Origin of the sequence: Clostridium sp. KNHs205 (assembly GCF_000702945.1) — a bacterium.
In the GTDB taxonomy this organism is placed as follows: Bacteria; Bacillota; Clostridia; order Lachnospirales; family Lachnospiraceae; genus Anaerocolumna.
The window spans coordinates 4,050,263-4,070,054 of record NZ_JNLE01000003.1; the positions used below are offsets into that span (position 1 = coordinate 4,050,263).

Genomic DNA, 19,792 nt, shown 5'->3' on the forward strand with positions numbered 1-19,792 from the left:
AATATGAAGCTGCAGAGGATTTACATATTTTGTAATACCAGAACTATCCATTCCTGCTATCCTTCTGTATTTTTAATAAAATCCTTATGGTAATTAATTTCGTCAGCCGAATTAAATTCAGCGAAGCGACGAACCGCTTCCTGTAAGGGTTTCTGGAATTCCTCCCATTCTTTTCCCTCTTCCAACCAGATATTTTTCACTTCCAGAATTTTATTCTTTCTGTTAACTGAAAGCTCACCTCTTCCAATTATTTCATTTCCGGACAGAATGGGAAGTACATAATAGCCATATTTCCGCTTATCCTCCGGAGTATATATTTCCCATTTATAATCAAAATGAAATAATTCTGAAATCAATTTTCTATCCCATAACATATTATCAAGAGGTGCCAGAAACTCTGTTCTGCTTAGGTAATCACTATCCGCTTCTTTTATGAGTTTTATATCTTCTTTCAGGCAATAAAGCGGAGCTTCCATATCTTCAACATGTATTCTTATAATCCTGCCTTTTTCCAATAATTCGCTAAAAATACGGTTCCTGTCGCCAGCCTTCAAATACCGGATTCCAAGAAAGGCATCAGAGGGGCGGTTCCACAAAAGGCCAACCCCTGCTATCCTTCTGAGGACTCTCCATTTAAAATGCTCATAATCGTCTCTTAAGGGGTCTTTTCTTTTGTACTCTTTTCCAAGGTGATCTTTCGCCAAAGCATAATATTTATTGGTACCCTTCTTATGGTGAATGATAAGTTCACCGGCAAAATATAAATTCTCAAGTGCTACCCTTGTCAGACTGGTATCAATTCCCCAATACCAGTCTACTTTGCTTCCGGTTTTAATATCCTTGGAGCTGACCATGCCTTTTTCCTTGATTTTTTCAAAAATTGCAGGTACAACTTCAGCCACCTGGCTCTGAAACAAGGCATTATCCTTCAACCGGCTTCTGGTACGTTCGAAATAGCGAAAATCCTCCGTTGGAAAGATGGAAAGATTCTTATCAAAATAATCAATTAAAGTCCTGTCTTCATACAACAGTTTATAGAGCATATCTTTCTTAAAACCTGCTACTCTGGACTGAAGGACCAGTTCCGGATTCTTACCGCATACATCAACGGGATCAAACTGGATACAGCCTGCCTGTCTGATATAATCGTATACTCCCTGCTCTCCTGAAAACCGATAATCTCCGATTAACCCCTGCTTACGCAAAAGTAAAGTCCTTGCCTGTTTCTTCGATAAATGATATTCCTTCATGGTATTCCTCCAGTCAACTTCCGAACAACTGTTCTTTTCCATTATAGTACCATTATCTGTTATACAAAGCAAGGACATTATTTATACTTTTAAAGTAGTGCTTCAATGAACTCCTTTTGATCAAATAACGCGCATCCGCCGACATGCTCCGTCAGCAGCCTGTGATTATCTTTAATTTTCTCAAACAGCGGTGATTTTAAGGCCTCTCTTAATCCTGCCTCTTTTACATTACAGTCCGAATAAGGTGAAAATGGACAAGGTTCGGCACCACCCCTGGCGTTAATATGAAAGAAACCTCTTCCCGCAGCCAGACATCCGCCGGCAGCTTCCTCATCGCCCGGAAAGGAAATGAATATCATATCCTGAAAGCACTCTCTTAAACTGTTCAGCCTGTTATCAAGATATACTCTATCGGATTGCTCTAAGGCCAAAGCTTCAGTATTGTCTGATACAGGTACATACTCCACATAAAATACAAGTCTGCATCCTTTCTCATTTAACTTAGCAAGAAAATCTACCGTTGTCACTTCCTCTTTATTCTCTTTTGTAACAGTAATGGAAGCTCCAAACAATATTCCTTTCTTTTTCATAGCCAGCATTGCATTAATTACTTTTTGATATATCCCTTTTCCTCGTCTGCTGTCCGTAGTATTTTCTTCCCCCTCCATACTTAACACCGGAATCAGGTTCCTATGACGGTCCAATAGCTGAAGATATTCCTCTTCAATAACAGTACCATTGGTGAATACCGGAAAGATAATCTCCTTATAAATAGCAGCTTGCTCAAGGATATCCTTTCTTACCATCGGCTCGCCCCCTGCCAGAAGTATAAAAGAGATTCCAAGCTCTCTGGCTTCTTTAAAAACAGCTCCCCATTCATCTGCAGTAAGTGTGTCTTTATCTTCTCTGTCCGAGCAGCTGCTGTTCGCTCTGGCATAACAGCCGGTACATTGCAGATTGCAGACATTGGTAATACTTGCAATCAGAAAAGGTGGGATATGTTCACCTTTTTGTTCAAATACATGTCTTGTTTTTGCCGCTTTGGCAGCATTTACAGAATATCCGGCCAGAAACACACTTTCTCTGGGATTTTTCAAGGTCCCTTTCATTGCATCCTTTACTAACCTTTCTACCCCGCCGCTTAAATACTCCTCCAAATTAAAGTTCTGATTCATCTCCGCCTCACTGTCTTATATTAATTTGTTTATTTCAACTTTATAACGTATTCAATTTATTATATGACAATAGTATGACCTGAATATGTCTATTAAGCAATAATCTTTCTTCAGTATATCATGAGCAAACTGTTGATCTTTCAATCCTCTTAAAAAAAAGGTTATCTTACTGCCCTGAGGCATATAAGAATAACCTGAATTATTGTAGTAATAACAAAGCTTCTTTGGGAAGTGTCAGAAACTCCGGTACCTGCATCTGGAGCTGATAATTGATTTTATCCACATTAACTTTCCACCAGATCTCTCCAAGGCCGCTTTTGCATAATAGATTTCTTTCAAAGGGGCTGTCCACTATTCTGTAATTTTCAACAGCAAATGAATTCTCACTTATTTCAGCTGCCGGTTGTAAGTCATGAGCACGGATTCCGATATAGCCAGTATCCTGTGTAACCTTTTTGGCGGTATGCAGGATAATTCCCCAGTCAATCGCTTCCACTGTATAATCATTGATTTTTCTAATCGGTGATATATTCTTACAGCCGGTAAGTCTGGCTGCTGCAAGCCTTTTTGGATTGCTGAATATCTTCTCAGTGTCTCCTGCCTGTACTAGTTCACCGCTGTCTATTATAGCAAGTCTGTCACACAGGCTGTATATTTCATCTCTGTTATGTGAAACAATGATAATATCACCTTTATACATTTTTAAGGTCTCTAAAAGTTCTTCCAGAAGACTTTCTTTTAAGAAAGCATCCAAGGCGGAAAACGGTTCATCAAGCATTAATACATCCGGTTCATATGCAAATATCCTTGCCAGTGCCACCCGCTGCTGCTGCCCTCCAGACAGTTGAGCGGGGTACCGGTTCTCAAGTCCCGATAAATGAAATAATTCAAGCATTTCCATGACCTTGGGCTGCTTTATCTTCCATTTATCTTTCATACCGATACCGATATTCTGAGCCACTGTCATATTAGGAAAGAGCGCATAATTCTGAAAAAGATAGCCGACTTTACGTTTCTGTGGAATAAGGTTTATCTTCTTATCCGAATCGAATAGAACTTTATCATTCAGAACAATCCTTCCTTTGTCCGGTTTCTCGATTCCGGCAATGCATTTTAGCGTCATGCTCTTTCCGCAGCCGGAAGCTCCCAGAAGCCCAAGTCTGTTACCAGCAGTTTCCAGAGTGACATTTAAGGAGAAATCTTTAAATTTTTTTGTGATATCAACTGATAAACTCATATAGTTATCCTCTAATCTTTTGCTTTACAGCTTTTGCAGTATATCGTTTCCTGCCTGGCAGATAATTCATAAAGAATACTACCACAAAAGAAATCACTACGATAATTGCAACCCACAACATGGCCTGTTCCATCTTATTTCCTTGCGTTGCAGAATAAATGGCTACCGGAACGGTTTGGGTTACACCTTTTATGTTACCGGCAATCATTAAGGTCGCACCAAATTCCCCCAGTGCTCTTGCAAAGGAAAGAATTCCGCCGGATATGATACCCGGAAGCGCCAACGGCATTATGACAGACCAGAATATTTTCCGTTCTGACAGCCCCAGGGTTCTGCCGGCATAAACAACATTTTTGTCAATCTGTTCAAATGCAGCTTTAGCCGATCTGTACATTAGCGGAAAAGCAATTACTACCGCTGCAATTACTGTTGCTGACCAGGAAAATACGATTCTGATATCAAACAGAGCCAGGAACTTCCCAAGAGGTCCTCTTTTTCCGAATAACAGCAGCAGGAAGAATCCTGCTACCGTAGGAGGTAATACTAAAGGAAGGGTAAATAATCCATCCAATACCCATTGCAGCTTTCCTTTAAGCTTAAGCACCGAATGCGCAGCGTAAATACCTATAAAAAAGGTTATCGCTGTGGCTAATATAGAGGTCTTCATGGAAATAAGAAGCGGTGACCAATCCATCTATCTACTCCTTCCAATGTTAGTCATAATTGTAATTATATTGAATATCTGATTATTTGCAACTGATTATGTCAATTATTTAATAGCCTTGTATAAAATTCCGAGAAATACTAATTATCAAATACTAATTATCTTTGTAACGCCTTTGTATGAATAAGTTGAGTAATATTCTATTTCCTGTCAATCAGTTACTCTTTAAGGATAACACTAAGCATCTTATGTATGGCAATTTTTTTATAATATTACTTATTAGCGATAAAACCATACTTCTCAAAGATTCCTATAGCCTCATCGGAGGCAAGGTAATCAACAAATGTCTTTGCTGCATCCTGAACTTTGGAATCCTTGACAACAGCTACCGGATAAATCGCTTTCGATACGCTTCCCTCTGGAGCTTCTGCTACCACCTTTACATCTGCTGATGATTTTGCATCTGTTGCATAAACTACACCGGCATCCGCATTTCCTGTAGCAATCCAGGTAAGTACTTCTGTAACATCTTTTCCATAGGTTGCTTTCTCTTTTACCTTATCCAGCATACCAAGGGAGGTAAAGATTTCCTCAGAGTATTGACCCACGGGAACACTGGCAGGATCTCCAAGTGCTATGGTTTCAGCTTTGGTAATATCCTCAAAGCTTGTTATATCAAGGGTACTGTCATTGGGCACAATCAGAACCACCTTATTCTCTAACAGCTCTTTCTTGGAACCCTCTAAAATTAATCCGCCCTCTTCTAATGCTTTCATCTGCTTTAAGGCGGCTGACATAAATACATCAACCGGAGCCCCCTGTTCAATCTGTTCCTGCAATGACCCAGAACTGCCAAAAGTGAAAGTTAAGGTAACACCTTTATTGGCAGCTTCATAAAGTGGTTTAATTTCCTCCATTGCATTTTGAAGGCTTGCTGCCGCCGCAATCAGAAGTTCTACGCTTTCTGCTTCTTTAACAGGTTCTGCAGCAGGTGTTTCTGTAGCTTCCGGTACTTCCGAAACTTCGGCTGCCTGTGTAGCATCCGGTGTTACTGTGTTATTTGTACTGGTGGAATCGTTCTTAGCGCTGCAGCCTGCTGCTAAAAAAGCCAGCAAAAAAACAGTAAGTAGTAATAAATGTTTTAATTTTTTCATAAAATTCTCCTTCCATTTTACATTATCTTATAAGAAAAAACTGTATATGCAAATGCAGTACATCTCTATAACTGCAAATCTGCCTTTAAAATAGAGAAAGTCTAAGACCATACCTGTCTTAGACTCCTTTGTCTTAAGTTATATTATTATTTAGAATGATAATTTTAATTTAGTTTAATTCATTCTTGTTATGTTTAATTCTGTTTAGTTTGGTATTGCTTGTATTTTACACAGGGTATAATTCTATGTCAAGTTCTTTTTATCCTTTTTCTATTAAGTTTGTTAATTATTATGGTTTTTAGTTTGGATACCAACTGGAATACTATAATATTTCAGTATTGACATCACCAGTGTGGTGTATAAATTTACTGATAAAAAATTATCAGTATTCTTTTACAGCATGCAAGCTAAACAGGACCAAGCCAACTATGTTTAAGCACTTGTGTTGGGCTTAACGTTCTGGTATAAAAAGGTATAAAAAACACGTTGCTGTTTTCGCCTGCGGTAATGTACTTAACGATACAATTACAGTAGATGAAGCAACGTGTCAGTCTAATGATAGAAGGTAGATGCCTTATGAGTATTTCAGTTATCTGTGCTTTTATTCCAGTAATTTCCCCATATCTGAGCTGTCATAACCGGACATGTGGTCTACTTCTGCTTGAAATTCCTTTGAATTTAATATCTCAAGTATATTTTTAAACCAAAAAGTCCGGTATGCCTCTTCTTTAACAACCAGATCATAACTTTCTGTTTGTATAGGTACGAATGATAAACCAGCCATTTCCTTACTTACTCTTTCTATACCAAGTGAAACATCTGAGCTTCCTCTTGCTACTGCTCCTGCACAAGCCAAATGTGAGGTCACTTCCCTGTTATACCCTTTTATCTGAGCTTTGTTAATTGCAAGCCTTCTCAGATGCTCATCCAATAATATTCTTGTACCGCTGCCCTTCTCACGATTTACCATTATTACATCTTCTCTTGTAAGATCAGAAAAACCTTTAATCCCTTTGGGATTGCCCTTCCTGACATAAAAACCCTGTGTACGGCATACGAGATGAATACGGCGGTAAAGTGTTCCGGGCAGCATTCTTCGTACATACTCTTTATTATATTCACCGGTATCACCATCCCATAAATGAACGGTTGCCACATCTACTTTATCCTGATACAGATCGTATAACCCGTTATAGCTTCCTTTATAAGAACGAAAAATAGCAGTCTCAGTAAGTCTGGCAGCCAGATGATTACACAAGGCTTCCAGTAAAATATCCTGTCCGCAGATTATGATATTTTTCCCTTTCATCATGTCCAGCTCTTCCATCCCATGGTAATCTTCTGGAACCGTCCTTCCCTTTACAAAGGAAGCTGCCTGCTTGGGAATTGTCTGGGCATTAGCTGTAATAGTATCCGTAATATCGGCCTCCACCCTCTTGGTATTATCCTGTTTATTATTAAGATAATTATCAAGGTCTGCTTTGCCGATACGGAACTGTCTGCCGATTTTCTTGCACTTAAATTCACCCCGTTTTATCATTTCATATACGGTGCTCTTTTTTATTCTTAAGATATCTGCTACTTCCTGGGGTGTATAGAGTTCCTCGTTCAATTTTCGCTCCTTTGATCCAATAGGTTCAATATTTTAATAGCATACATATTAACAAAACTATTTAATTCTTTATGCCTCCATATAGCAGGTGCATTGATAATGAGTAAAATTATAAAAGCTGTCTTAAGATTTGTCAATAACATGTAATTCCTATTATAAATCCGCTGTTAATCAAAAAAAGATTGTTACGCTCCGGAATAGGCTGGCTGGTTTCTCCTGGCTGCCTTTTCCTTACGTAACAATCTCTATAAAGTTTTATTTTACATCTTTGATACTGAAGCTGATTCTTCCCATTTTATCTTTGCCAAGGCATACTACCTTAACAATATCACCAAGTGAAAGAACATCCTCTACTTTGTCAATTCTCTCCTTGGAGATCTTTGAGATATGAACCATTCCCTCTTTGCCGGGAGCAAATTCAAGGAAAGCACCAAATTCTTTAATACTTACTACCTTACCTTCAAAAATCTGTCCTTCTTCAAAGTCTGTAGTGATCGTCTGAATTAATTTGATAGCCTTCTGAATACTTTCAGCATCAACACCGCATACAGATACAGATCCGTCATCGGTAATATCAATCTTAACTCCTGTCAGCTCGATAATAGCGTTAATGGTCTTTCCTCTCTGTCCAACTACATCACCGATCTTTGTAGGATCAATCTTAATCTGGACAATCTTAGGTGAATAAGGACCAACTTCTGCACGAGGTTCACTGATACAGGGAGCCATAATATCATTGAGGATATAAGTTCTGGCTTCTTTTGTACGATAAATTGCTTTTTCAATAATTTCTCTGGTAAGACCGTGAATCTTGATATCCATCTGGATAGCTGTGATACCCTTGTGGGTACCTGCAACCTTAAAGTCCATGTCTCCGAAGAAATCTTCAAGTCCCTGAATATCCGTAAGGATGATATAGTCATCATCTGTATCACCGGTTACAAGACCTACAGAGATACCTGCTACCATACTTTTAATAGGAACACCTGCTGCCATTAAGGACAGGGTGGAGGCACAGATACTTCCCTGAGAAGTGGAACCATTTGACTCCAATACTTCTGATACGGTACGGATTGCATATGGGAATTCTTCCTCAGAAGGAAGTACAGGTACTAATGCCTTCTCAGCTAAGGCACCATGACCGATTTCACGTCTTCCGGGTCCTCTGGAGGGTCTTGTCTCGCCTACGGAGTAAGAAGGGAAATTATAGTGGTGCATATAACGCTTCGTCTTTTCATTCTCATCGATACCATCTAACTTCTGGATTTCTGCAAGAGCTCCTAATGTTGTTATGGTAAGCACCTGAGTCTGACCTCTGGTAAACATAGCAGAACCATGAGTTCTTGGAAGTATATCTACTTCTGCCGCAAGATGTCTGATCTGATTAATGTCACGGCCGTCCGGACGCTTCTTGTCTTTTAAAATCATCTTACGAACTGTCTTCTTCTGGAATTTATAAATAGCTTCTCCCAGTAATGGAAGCCATTCCGGATGTGTTTCCTGATAACGCTCTACAAGCTTATCAGTAATAACACGGATATTTTCTTCTCTAACTTGCTTTACATCAGTAAATACTGCTTCTTCCATGCCTTCAGGTGTAATAAAAGCAACCATATCTTCATAGAGATCTGCTGGAGTATCGCATTTGATGTAATCATGTTTGGGCTTTCCGTACTCAGCTACGATGGTCTCAATAAATGCAATAACTTTCTGATTCAGTTCATGAGCAGCAAAAATTGCTTCAATCATCTTATCTTCCGGTAATTCTGCAGCACCGGCTTCAATCATGATAACTTTTTCTTTGGTGGAAGCTACTGTTAAGCTTAAGGTAGATTTCTCTCTCTGGGCACTGGTAGGATTAAATACCAGTTCTCCGTCAACCATACCAACCATGGTAGAGGCAGTAGGGCCGTCAAAAGGAATATCAGATATCGCTGTTGCGATAGCAGAACCAAGCATAGCGGTAAGCTCAGGACTGCAATCCTGATCTACGCACATTACAAGATTGTTAAGGGTTACATCATTTCTGTAATCCTTAGGGAACAGAGGTCTCATAGGTCTGTCGATAACACGTGAGGTCAGAATGGCATTATCAGAGGCTTTTCCTTCTCTTTTAATAAATCCTCCGGGAATTTTACCAACTGCATATAATTTCTCTTCATATTCAACACTCAAAGGGAAGAAATCTATTCCTTCTCTGGGTTTATCAGAGGCTGTTGCTGTTGATAAAACAACAGTATCGCCATAGTGCATAAATGCTGCACCGTTTGCCTGAGCTGCTACTCTGCCTACGTCTACGGAAAGGGTTCTTCCTGCAAGCTCCATGGAAAAACTTTTGTACATGAAATATCTCCTTTATTATAGTGGATTTGCCAAAGCTCCGAAACTACTGAAAAAACCATCCTGTCAATACCTTTTACACTGATGCCCTTTTCAGAAGTCTCGGATACTCTCTCTGGCATATGGAACAGTAAAAAACCTGCTTCCTTATATTATAGCACTAATTAGTTAAAATTACTACTAAATTTTTCATTTGGTACCTAAAATAACCTGATATTGTTATAGGAAATAAGCCATATACAAGATATACCATATTTCTTTCAGAATCTTCTTGCACTCTCTTTCCTAATGTGATAAAATTTCTCTGGCAATTTGAAACTTTTACCTCACAAAAGGAGTGTTTTAATGCAGAAATACGACGTAATAATTATCGGTGCCGGTCCTTCCGGTATTTTTTGTGCCTATGAACTCATCAAAGAGAAAAAGGACCTGAAAATACTTATGGTAGAAAAAGGCCGCCCAATCGAAAAAAGAATGTGTCCCAAGAGAACAACCAAACATTGCGTTGGCTGTAAACCCTGCTCCATTACTACAGGCTTTGCCGGTGCCGGAGCTTTCTCCGACGGTAAACTTTCCTTATCCCCGGATGTCGGCGGAAATCTTCCTGATATATTAGGATATGAAAAAACCATTGAATTATTAAAAGAATCCGATGACATTTACCTCAGTTTCGGTGCTGATACAAGCGTATACGGCATTGATAAAGACGAAGAAATCAGAGAAATCAGAAGAAGGGCTATTAATGCCAATCTTAAATTGATAGAATGTCCCATCCGTCATTTAGGAACGGAAGAAGGTTATAAAATTTATACAAGACTTCAGGAACACCTTTTAGCCAGCGGTGTGGAGATGAAATTCAACACCATGGTACAGGATATCCTTATTGAAGACAAGAAGGTACAGGCTGTTGTTTGCGCCGATGGCAATACTTATTATGCAGATGAAATTGTTTCAGCTATCGGACGTGAAGGCTCCGACTGGTTCAGCCATATCTGTCAGTCCCATGGTATTGAGACCAGGGTTGGTACTGTAGATATCGGTGTCAGGGTTGAGGTTCGTGATGAGGTAATGGAATTCCTCAATAAGAATCTATATGAAGCAAAGCTTGTGTACTACACTCCCACCTTTGATGATAAGGTAAGAACCTTCTGCTCCAATCCTTCCGGAGAGGTCGCAACAGAATATTATGAAAATGGTCTTGCCGTTGTTAATGGTCATGCATATAAGTCTAAAGAAATGAAGACAAACAATACCAACTTTGCTATCCTGGTGTCTAAGAACTTTACAAAACCTTTTAAAACACCAATCGAGTATGGTAAATACATCGCTCAGTTAAGCAATATGCTCTGTGACGGCAGAATCCTTGTTCAGACCTTCGGTGATTTCCAGAGAGGAAGAAGAACCACGGAAGAGAGACTTTGCAGGAACAATCTGATTCCCACCTTAAAGGATGCGGTTCCCGGTGATTTATCCCTGGTATTCCCTCATCGTATTATGGTAGACATCAAGGAAATGATCCTTGCCCTTGATAAGGTTACTCCCGGTATCGCAAGTGATGAAACACTCCTTTATGGTGTCGAGGTTAAATTCTACTCCAACAAGGTGGTTGTTGATAAGGATTTTGAAACCAGTATTTCCGGTCTTCGTGCAATCGGTGACGGTGCCTCTGTTACCAGAGGTCTTCAGCAGGCATCCGCCAACGGTATCAGCGTAGCAAAGAGTATTCTTGCTAAGATGGCATAATATAAAGAAAGCAGACTGATTTATAAACCAGTGTGAATATCTGACATATGATAAAGAAATGCCCTGAGGTGCTATCCCTCAGGGCATTTCTTCTGTGGTTATAATTATCCCATTAGTTTCATTTTTATTTTATAATTCAATAATTGTGTAGCTTGCACCTTATTTAAAATAAAATCAATTTAGGGAATCCCCCTTTAGCACACTATCAATTACAATTGCCACCATTTAGTAAGTCCTTTTAATAACATTTAATAGTATTAACATAGTTATTAATTTTATTGTAGATAAATCCTCTAAATATCTTTTACTTATCCAGACAATGCATTATAATAAAACAAGCTTATTTTTTCTGCTTATAACAATAAGCAAGGAGTTTTTATGATTAAAGTTACCAATTGCGGACATGATTCCAAACATAAAACAAAATTTCATATTATTCGTAAGACCGGGGTTCCAAATTACATACTCCTTCTGGTTAAGACAGAGGCTTTTTTGGAATTAAATGGTTCAATAGAGATTACCAATCCAAATATGGCCATACTCTTTGACCGTAATACCTATATGCATTACGGTTCTCACAAAGACTACTATAATGATGACTGGATTCATTTCGATTTTACGGATGAGCCTTCCCTGGTGGAGACATTAAGGCTACCACTGAACCAGCCTGTATATCTGCCTCAGATTAATTACCTGTCTAATTTTGTTCGTATGTTGGTACAGGAAAATCATGGGGGTTCCCCGCATCGGGAGGCCTTACAGGATTCTCTTATGAGAATTCTATTGTACAGCCTGGATACACAGATTGCTGCTCTTCCTGCCAGTATGGGAAATAATAAATATTATCACCTTATGAACCGTCTTCGTCTGGATATCCATAATACCCCCCATAGAAAATGGACTGTGGAGGAGATGGCGGCTTCCGTCCACATGAGCACTTCCTATTTTCAGCACCTGTATAAAGATCTCTATCACATTTCCTGTATGCAGGAGGTCATTATGGCAAGAATAGAGAGAGCAAAGTTTTATTTGACTACTACTGACATGTCAATAAAGGCTCTTTCCGATTTCTGTGGTTACGAAAGTGATCTTCATTTTATACGGCAGTTTAAGAAGAAGGAAGGTCTGACACCTACTGAGTACCGGCAGCTTTATAAGCCTGTGCTGGATTAAAAATTTGTTCTCCCCACTTGCCAATGTTCCCATTGCAATTGCATCTTCTATGGTTGCTGCTATGGTTCCGGTACTTTCGACTGCCTACGCCAGAAAAGAATTCCAGGTTGTGAAGCACAGAATTTACAGCGGCATGAAATACTCCATGCTGTTTGTAATTCCTGCTGCCTTTGGCCTTGGGGCATTAGCAGAGCCAATACTTAATCTGCTATTTCCGAATACTGATATTCTGGCAGTTCACCTGCTTCAAATCGGCAGTGTTTCTATAATTCTGTACGGAGTATCAACTGTCCTGAACGGCGCCTTACAGGGAATTGGAAAAGTAAATGTGCCGCTTAAGAATTCCGTTATCGCTTTAATGATTCATATGGCAGTCTTAATCCCACTACTGCTGTTTACCGATTTAAAAATATATGCCCTGATAGCTACTGTTATCCTCTACTCTCTGACTATTTGTATCTTAAATCTGTCTGCAGTCCATAAAACCCTTGGATATGTACAGGAAATTAAACAGACTTTTTGTATTCCCCTCCTCAGTGCTATTGCAATGAGTCTGACAGCCAGAATAAGCTATCAACTAATTGATAAAGTAATCCTGTCGGGTCATCTAACACCCCGGATATCCTGCGGAATTGGTGTTATATTCGCTGTAGCAGCAGGTGCATTTATTTATTTTTTCAAAGTACTGAATCTGGGTGATTATGAGGAAGAGCTTAAGCGGTTCCCTATACTTCAATTGGTCGTAATTAGGAAAAGACGTTCAAAGCAAAAAGCAGCTTAGTACTTTGCAGGTATCTCCTTACCTGCTGTTGCTTATCCTGCGATAATTCTCTTTCGCTTATCATTTTAAACTTCTATGTAAATAAAAACCGGATAGAAGCTATATTTACTTCTATCCGGCAATTTATTATATATTGTATTTTCTTTTTTCTTTTATTTCATAACAATAATAATCAAGATTGTTTCATAACTATATTAGTTTAGCACGTAATACTGCTATTTCATCTTCATTAAATCCAACAGCCTGAAAATATTCTTCAATAGTATTATATTTCTCTTCCAGATATTGAAGCGTCTTCTCCATATTTTCCGGGGGTGATTCCATAACATAATAAGGTACGATCAGCCCTCTTGCCTCCAGGTCAGCAACCTGTCTGGGGAAGACCTCTTTCATATATTCCTGGGTAACTGCGTAATCTCCAATTATTGTTGCATCATCAACTCCCGCTAACTTTAACAGCAGCATGGCAATGGTGCCGGTCCGGTCTTTTCCGCCGGAGCAATGAAACATTACGCAGGCATCCTGGTACTTTGCTATTGTCTGAAAGATTATTCTAAAGCTTTCTTTACTATCATCCAACAGCCAGCGGTATAATTCCCACATGCTGGGGGGAAATTCCTCTGAATAACGATTGGCACGCACATGATCCTGTATGGGAACATGAAGGTACTCTACCTCTGAATACACCGTCGGCAGCTTATCAGGCTCTCTCTCTGCTTCTTCTGCAGAACGCAGGTCTATGATACAGCGTACTCCATAGTCATATAGTGTCTTACAGTCTTCATCTGTCAGAAGGTGAAGAGCATCTGCACGCAGAAGGGAATTGAACTTTGTAACCTTACCTTCCCTGGTCTGGTAGCCTCCAAGGTCTCTGACATTTTTAGCCCCTGTTAGTTCCATGGGTTTTGAAATTTTTTGCATTAATAAAACTCCTTTGTTTTATAGAAATATGTATTAAGTCAACTCACCCTCTGGTAAGTTTTACTCTTACTTTCGTTGAAAATAATTCAATTACAAGAATAAGGATTATAAGTCCGGCAAGAATTGCTCCCACCTGATTCCAACGGTAAGAACTCATTGCAAACATTAATGGTGCTCCGATTCCTCCTGCACCTACCAGTCCCAGAACCGCCGCATCCCTTATATTCATATCAAAGCGGTAAATAGCTGTTGAGAGGAAATTAGGAATCAATTGCGGCATGATTCCATAGCGAATCTTTTCAAAAGTATTACAGCCTGCCGCATCTAAGGATTCCAGTATCCTGACATCCAGATCTTCAATGGTCTCAATATTCATCTTGGTAAGCATACCAATAGAGCACACCGACATAGTGAGAAGTCCGGTAAAAGCACCCGGTCCTGTTACACGTATGAACATTAAGCCGTAAACAAAAGGAGGTACGGTGCGAACAGCCATAATGAACAGCCGTCCCAGGAAAGCTATTGGTTTTGGCACGATGTTGGAGGCAGCCAGAAAGGAAAAGGGAATTGCCAGTATTGCACCTACTATTGTTCCAAGAAAGGCAATACAAACAGTTTCAAAGAGCAGATAAGCAACACCATCTGTTGTGAAATTAAATAACAGCTCTGTATCCGGATGAAAAATACCCAATATTATGTTCTTAGCTATAGTAAGGCCGGTTTGCTTTCCTCCGTTGATTTCAACTGCACTGCCGGACCAGGCAATAAGTATTACAACGATAAGCAGGGTAAGCATCTGGTACAGCCATTTTTGGGGCCGGTTTTTATATTGTTTTTCAATTAAATCCATGTTAGGTTCTCCTTGCTCCTTATCTTAAGACAGCTTGCTTCGAATATAATGACTGACGCTTTCAATAATCAGAACCGTAGCAAACAGCATTATCAGAATCATACCCACACTGTCATACTGACGCCAGCCGATCTTTTCGTTCAGGATCAGCCCCAGTCCGCCGGCACCTACATATCCAAGGATTGAGGCGTATCTTACATTGCCTTCAAAGCAAAAGAGACATACGGATAAATACCCTGGTGTAATCTGAGGAAATACTGCCGCTGTAAAAGCTCTGAAACGGCTGCAGCCCATTGCCTCCATGGCTTCAAATGCTCCCATGTCAACTGTTTCAATCTGTTCATAGAGCATCTTTCCCACATAAGCAAAGGTAAAAACAGCAATAGCAGTTGTACCTGCCAGCGTACCAAGACCAAAGATATAAGTGGCTATCAAAGCTGTAACCAGGGTCGGTAGGGTCCTGATGATACTGAGCAGGAGTCTGATTACTGCAATTACTACTCTGCTGCGCATAATATTAGTAGAAGCACAGACGGCAAAGGGTACTGCTGCAATCGATCCGATGATAGACCCTAACAACGACATTTTTACCGTATCGAGCAAAGGTGTCCATATGCTCTTTGTATAAGATACCTGAGGGGGGACCATCTGCCCCAGTATGACAAAGAACTCTTTCCCTCTGTCAAGAAGCTTTTCCATATCAAAACCGGTTACTTTTAAGGATATTATAAAGAAAACAATTACCGCAAATATTACAGGAAGAAAATAAGACCGGGGCTTTACGACGGTTTTACCGTTTGAAAGCTGATATTTTTTCATACTGCTTCCTCCAGCCTTCCTCCGTATATTTCACTTAAGACCTCAGGTGTTACAGCCTCCGCACTTCCATCAAATACAATACTGCCATTCTTGATACCGATAACTCTGTCGGCATAGTTAAGTGCAAGCTCAACATGGTGTATGTTAATAAGAACACTGATATTCATTTCTTTATTTATCTTCTTAAAATCCTGCATTACCTGTCTTGCTGTTACCGGATCAAGAGAGGCAACCGGTTCATCGGCAAGGATAATCTGAGGATTCTGTGCCAGTGTTCTGGCAAGGGCAACACGCTGCTGCTGCCCTCCGGACAACTGGTCCACCCTGGAAAAGGCCTTGTCAAGTATTCCCACCTGCTCAAGGGCTTCCAGAGCCTGAATATAGTCCTTTTTCGGAAAAATTCCCAGTACCGCCCGCCACAGAGGCAGATCAGGTACCTTTGCTGTAAGAACATTCTTTAAAACTGTTGTACGGGTTACCAGATTAAAAGACTGGAATATCATACCGATACCCCTTCTGAACTTTCTTAAACTTTTACCTTTTAAACTGTTAACCTCCACCTCATTAACCAATAATGTTCCTTCGGTTATATCATGCATTCGGTTAATGGTACGAATCAAAGTAGACTTTCCTGCACCGGAAAGTCCGATAATTGCAACAAATTCTCCCTGCTCAATTGTCAGATTTACATCTTTTAAAGCCTGGAATCCGTTACTGTAAGTTTTATTTACATGTTCAAATAATATCACGTTAAACCTCCGTTATAGGACAACTGTAAAAAATAGCTGATTATCTGATTATCACAAAAAATACAGGCTATGTTTTGCACTCTCATAAAGCTGTAAAGGAGTGCGGCACACCCCTGCACGCACTCTGTTCTCTCTACAGATTATTCTATGATACAAATGTACATTGATCAGATCTACAATCGTACTGATGTGGCTGTACTGGTATATAGTTGTACGGATTCTGCTTCGTTCCTGTACTGATTGATTTAATGTACCTATAGCCTGAGAATGTAAGATTTGATTGAAGAAACCCCAACTACCGCTGATTAGTTACCGGAATTTAATTTCTGAATTAATTCCTGAGCTGCACGCTCTTTGTCATAATCAGTGGATTTTGCTGCCACATAACCTTCATGACTGTAAATTGCAATAACTTTCTTTCCTTCTTCTGTTCCTGCGATATTAATAAATGCAGTCTGTAAAGCAGCCTTTAAGTCATCTGTCATGATTTTTGAATTCTTGCTGACACTGATGGTATCGTTATAAATGGGATCAGTAACACCGATTACATTGGTCTCTTCCCAGATAGAAGCGCTCCTGCCATATTCAGCAGTCCATTTTTCAGCGTAATCACGTCTCGCATCTGCATAAGCCAAAAGTACATCTGCTTCTCCGTTGGCTAAACGTGCAAAGGAACTTCCGTAAGAATCTGCCTGAATAAGGTTGGGAAGATCAGTAAGCTTCTTGCTGAATTTATCCTGCAGCCAGAGGGAAGGATAAATATAACCTGCTGATGAGGAAGAAGACATTACGCTCCAGTTTGCTCCGGCAAGATCATCAAAGGTAAGTTCTGCACCGGAATTCACCTTATCCGCCAGCTCTTTTCCTTTCTCAGTAGGACCGGTAATAATCAAAGCTCTGTAATAATTTGCCTGGGTATCTTTCGCTTCAGTAGCCTGTCCATCATTCCAGTCTTTGGCTTCAGCGGAATCCTTGCTTAAACCTGCTCTTGTTGCTGTTAAGATAACATCTGCACCGTCATCATACAAAACATATGTACCACCAGGGATAAATCCAACATCCGCTGTTCCTGCAGAAAGTGCTTCACCCACTGCTTCATAGCTGGTACCTACAGAAATATCTACTTCACCTACCTCGTAACCGGCTTTGGTAAGTTCATCCTTTAAAAGTCCTTTTAAGGGATCAGTTGCAGTTACAATTTCATCGGGATCTCTTGAGGGAACAAAGTAAACAGTCAATTTGTCTAATTTTTTGCTTCCCCCTTCGCTGGAGGTTTCCGTTTTGCCGTTAGAACAAGCAGTAGTTCCCACAAGCATCATTCCTGCAAGCAACAAGGCTACGCAGCGTTTCATAAGGCTTCTTTTTTTCATTCTTCTTTCCTCTCTTTCATTCGCTAAAAAGTTGTGATAATTTATCTGAAGAAAAGCTTGCGATATCGGCTACAGCCGGTACCACCTGCCTGACTCCTGCAGAAAGAATCCTGTCACTTAGTTCCATGACAGTGTAAGCTGCACAGTCTTTAAAGATAAGCATATCTTCTGTGGAAACCATGGAGAAAGCCATGGAGTCTGCTGTAAAATACGGCTTTCCGGCAAACTGTGCAATGTAATTATGATGAGTGTGCCCGCAGAAAATCCCCAGAATATCGCTGTTCTTAATAAGCTCTGTAAATATGTCCGGGTGCAGGGCCGGAGGCAAGCCATCCTGATTGTTAATCAGCGGATGGTGAAGTGCCAGGAGATATCCTCTCTCTGACGGTTGTTTCAGGACTTCAGACAGCCATTCTGTCTGACTTTCTGTTATTTCACCGTTTATTGATCTTCCGGTATCCAGTGTAATAATCTTAAGTCCTTTTAAATCATATACGGAATCTACCGATACTTCCGTTGTATCCTGTCCAAATGCAGCTTTGTAAGCATCTAGTCTGTCATGATTGCCCGGGAGCAGGATAAATGGAATTTCTCCAAGTTCAGCTTTTAAAAGCCTATGAAGTGCAATGTAATCCTCTGCTTCTCCTTCATGAGTCAGATCGCCTGTAATTAATACAAAATCCAGACCTTCAGATTTTTCCTTCCTGAGACACTTTATTACGTTATCCTGTGGATGCTGCTTTGCTGCTATTAATGCTTCAAATCCGCGTTCTGCATAATTCTTTCGGTAATGCAGGTCAGACATATGTATAAATCTTAAATTCTTCATCTAAAACCCCTTTGGATATCGCTGTTATCGCAATACTGCCACTATTCTAAAGTCTTGAGAATGCTGTGGCATCCCTTCTTATATTGTTATTCTGTTTCAACAGGCTTTGCATCAGGTGCTCTTACCCAGAGAAAGTCTTGTCGGAATGATAATTTTCATAGTCTGTGTACGTCTGTTCAGTATTCTTTCTATCAGTAATTCTATTGCTGTCTGCCAGACAAAATCAGGATACATCTTTATGGAAGTATAATCAGGATATTTCGGTTTTAAGGTCTCGATATCGTTATAGATAACGACTCCTAAGTCCTCCGGTATACTAAGACCAGCCTCCTCCATTGCTGCAAGTGCACCTTCTGCAATTGCGTCATTACCAAGAAGCAGGGCATCAGGAAGTTCCTGTGATTCCAACACCTCCTTCACAAGACTGTAACCGCTGTCATAGGATAAGGCCCCCGTATGTATTAATTCAGGATAAAAGCTGTCATACTCTTTCAAATAGCGGGTCAGTGCCTCTAATCTCTGATAACCGATTCTGACATTATCACTTTCATAAACACCCCCGATATAACCAATTCGTTTATACTGCTTTTCTGTTATGAGAAAATCCACCATCTGCTGCATACCCAGACTGAAATCAATGATAATCTGGTCATGCTGATATCCTTCTTTATCTGCATTGATAAATACGATATGATAAGAAAGGCTGTGCAGAAAATCGATTTCTTTTGTACTGAAGGCACCAAAGGCAATGATACCATCTACCTTGGAGGAAGCATGACTGTTTAATCTTTCGAAACGCACCTCCACCTCCTGTGTAATCGTCTGTGCCAGGTACCCAAGAGAGGATAAACGAAAGTTGGACCAGCCTTCCTGAATAATTTTCCAATCAGCCACTCCGATGGTTATACTTTTTCTTGCGTTTGCTTTTCTTTGTTTGGGAGGTACATACCCCATCTGATGGGCAATCTCCATAATTAAACGTCTGGTGTCCGGGCTGACAGCCATGGTATCATCCAGATTCAATACTCTTGAGACCGTTGCCATTGATACTTTCGCTTTTTCTGCAATTTCTTTGATAGTTGCCATTCTTTCCTCTTTCTTTATTCCTGTATCTTTCGATATAAT

At 40.0% G+C, this 19,792-nt stretch carries 17 protein-coding genes; 3 read left to right on the forward strand and 14 right to left on the reverse strand.

Annotated features, from left to right (window positions below):
- Positions 1-56: 56 nt before the first annotated feature.
- From BR73_RS0116725 to BR73_RS0116755, 7 genes are all read right to left on the reverse strand, one after another.
- A complete protein-coding gene (locus tag BR73_RS0116725; protein WP_033166474.1) occupies positions 57-1,250 on the reverse strand; it encodes a winged helix DNA-binding domain-containing protein in 1,194 nt (397 codons plus the stop codon).
- A gap of 89 nt (positions 1,251-1,339) precedes the next feature.
- Positions 1,340-2,425: a radical SAM protein gene (locus BR73_RS0116730; protein WP_033166475.1), complete on the reverse strand. Its 1,086-nt coding sequence runs from the start codon at positions 2,423-2,425 to the stop codon at positions 1,340-1,342.
- Between the two features lie 199 nt (positions 2,426-2,624).
- Complete coding sequence (locus BR73_RS0116735; RefSeq protein ID WP_033166476.1) at positions 2,625-3,662, reverse strand: ATP-binding cassette domain-containing protein; 1,038 nt, start codon at positions 3,660-3,662, stop codon at positions 2,625-2,627.
- 4 nt (positions 3,663-3,666) lie between these two features.
- A complete protein-coding gene (gene modB / locus BR73_RS0116740; protein WP_051685262.1) occupies positions 3,667-4,356 on the reverse strand; it encodes a molybdate ABC transporter permease subunit in 690 nt (229 codons plus the stop codon).
- Between the two features lie 242 nt (positions 4,357-4,598).
- Positions 4,599-5,480 carry a molybdate ABC transporter substrate-binding protein gene (modA, locus tag BR73_RS0116745; RefSeq protein ID WP_033166477.1) on the reverse strand — a complete coding sequence of 294 codons (882 nt, stop codon included), beginning with the start codon at positions 5,478-5,480 and terminating at the stop codon, positions 4,599-4,601.
- 601 nt (positions 5,481-6,081) lie between these two features.
- Entirely contained in the window at positions 6,082-7,092 is a 1,011-nt protein-coding gene (locus BR73_RS0116750) for a helix-turn-helix transcriptional regulator (protein WP_033166478.1), read from the reverse strand.
- Between the two features lie 255 nt (positions 7,093-7,347).
- Positions 7,348-9,435, reverse strand: coding sequence for a polyribonucleotide nucleotidyltransferase (locus tag BR73_RS0116755; RefSeq protein ID WP_033166479.1), 2,088 nt, complete (start codon positions 9,433-9,435; stop codon positions 7,348-7,350).
- Positions 9,436-9,777: 342 nt separating this feature from the next.
- Between BR73_RS0116755 and BR73_RS0116760 the strand changes: the two genes are divergently transcribed.
- The 3 genes from BR73_RS0116760 to BR73_RS0116770 all read left to right on the forward strand — a co-directional run bounded on the left by BR73_RS0116760 (position 9,778) and on the right by BR73_RS0116770 (position 13,129).
- Positions 9,778-11,175, forward strand: a complete 1,398-nt coding sequence (locus BR73_RS0116760) for an NAD(P)/FAD-dependent oxidoreductase (protein ID WP_033166480.1) — start codon at positions 9,778-9,780, stop codon at positions 11,173-11,175.
- Positions 11,176-11,553: 378 nt separating this feature from the next.
- Positions 11,554-12,348 carry an AraC family transcriptional regulator gene (locus BR73_RS0116765; protein WP_033166481.1) on the forward strand — a complete coding sequence of 265 codons (795 nt, stop codon included), beginning with the start codon at positions 11,554-11,556 and terminating at the stop codon, positions 12,346-12,348.
- 4 nt (positions 12,349-12,352) lie between these two features.
- Entirely contained in the window at positions 12,353-13,129 is a 777-nt protein-coding gene (locus BR73_RS0116770) for a polysaccharide biosynthesis C-terminal domain-containing protein (protein ID WP_051685263.1), read from the forward strand.
- 189 nt (positions 13,130-13,318) lie between these two features.
- Here the strand turns inward: BR73_RS0116770 and BR73_RS0116775 are convergent, their stop codons facing one another.
- The 7 genes from BR73_RS0116775 to BR73_RS0116805 form a co-directional block, all read right to left on the reverse strand.
- Positions 13,319-14,050 carry a tyrosine-protein phosphatase gene (locus tag BR73_RS0116775; RefSeq protein ID WP_051685264.1) on the reverse strand — a complete coding sequence of 244 codons (732 nt, stop codon included), beginning with the start codon at positions 14,048-14,050 and terminating at the stop codon, positions 13,319-13,321.
- Positions 14,051-14,093: 43 nt separating this feature from the next.
- Positions 14,094-14,900 (reverse strand): phosphonate ABC transporter, permease protein PhnE, encoded by an 807-nt coding sequence (phnE, locus tag BR73_RS0116780; RefSeq protein WP_033166482.1) that lies wholly within the window; start codon positions 14,898-14,900, stop codon positions 14,094-14,096.
- Positions 14,901-14,924: 24 nt separating this feature from the next.
- On the reverse strand, positions 14,925-15,719 hold the full coding sequence (gene phnE / locus BR73_RS0116785) for a phosphonate ABC transporter, permease protein PhnE (protein WP_033166483.1): 795 nt from the start codon (positions 15,717-15,719) through the stop codon (positions 14,925-14,927).
- The gene (gene phnC, locus BR73_RS0116790; protein ID WP_033166484.1) at positions 15,716-16,468 is read right to left on the reverse strand and encodes a phosphonate ABC transporter ATP-binding protein; all 753 of its coding nucleotides are present in this window, start codon (positions 16,466-16,468) and stop codon (positions 15,716-15,718) included. Before phnC ends, phnE (BR73_RS0116785) begins: the two co-directional genes overlap by 4 nt.
- 305 nt (positions 16,469-16,773) lie before the next feature.
- Positions 16,774-17,838, reverse strand: a complete 1,065-nt coding sequence (locus BR73_RS0116795) for a PhnD/SsuA/transferrin family substrate-binding protein (RefSeq protein WP_242860694.1) — start codon at positions 17,836-17,838, stop codon at positions 16,774-16,776.
- 16 nt (positions 17,839-17,854) lie between these two features.
- Positions 17,855-18,667 (reverse strand): metallophosphoesterase, encoded by an 813-nt coding sequence (locus BR73_RS0116800; RefSeq protein ID WP_033166485.1) that lies wholly within the window; start codon positions 18,665-18,667, stop codon positions 17,855-17,857.
- A gap of 111 nt (positions 18,668-18,778) precedes the next feature.
- Entirely contained in the window at positions 18,779-19,753 is a 975-nt protein-coding gene (locus tag BR73_RS0116805; RefSeq protein ID WP_033166486.1) for a LacI family DNA-binding transcriptional regulator, read from the reverse strand.
- Between the last annotated feature and the right edge of the window lie 39 nt (positions 19,754-19,792).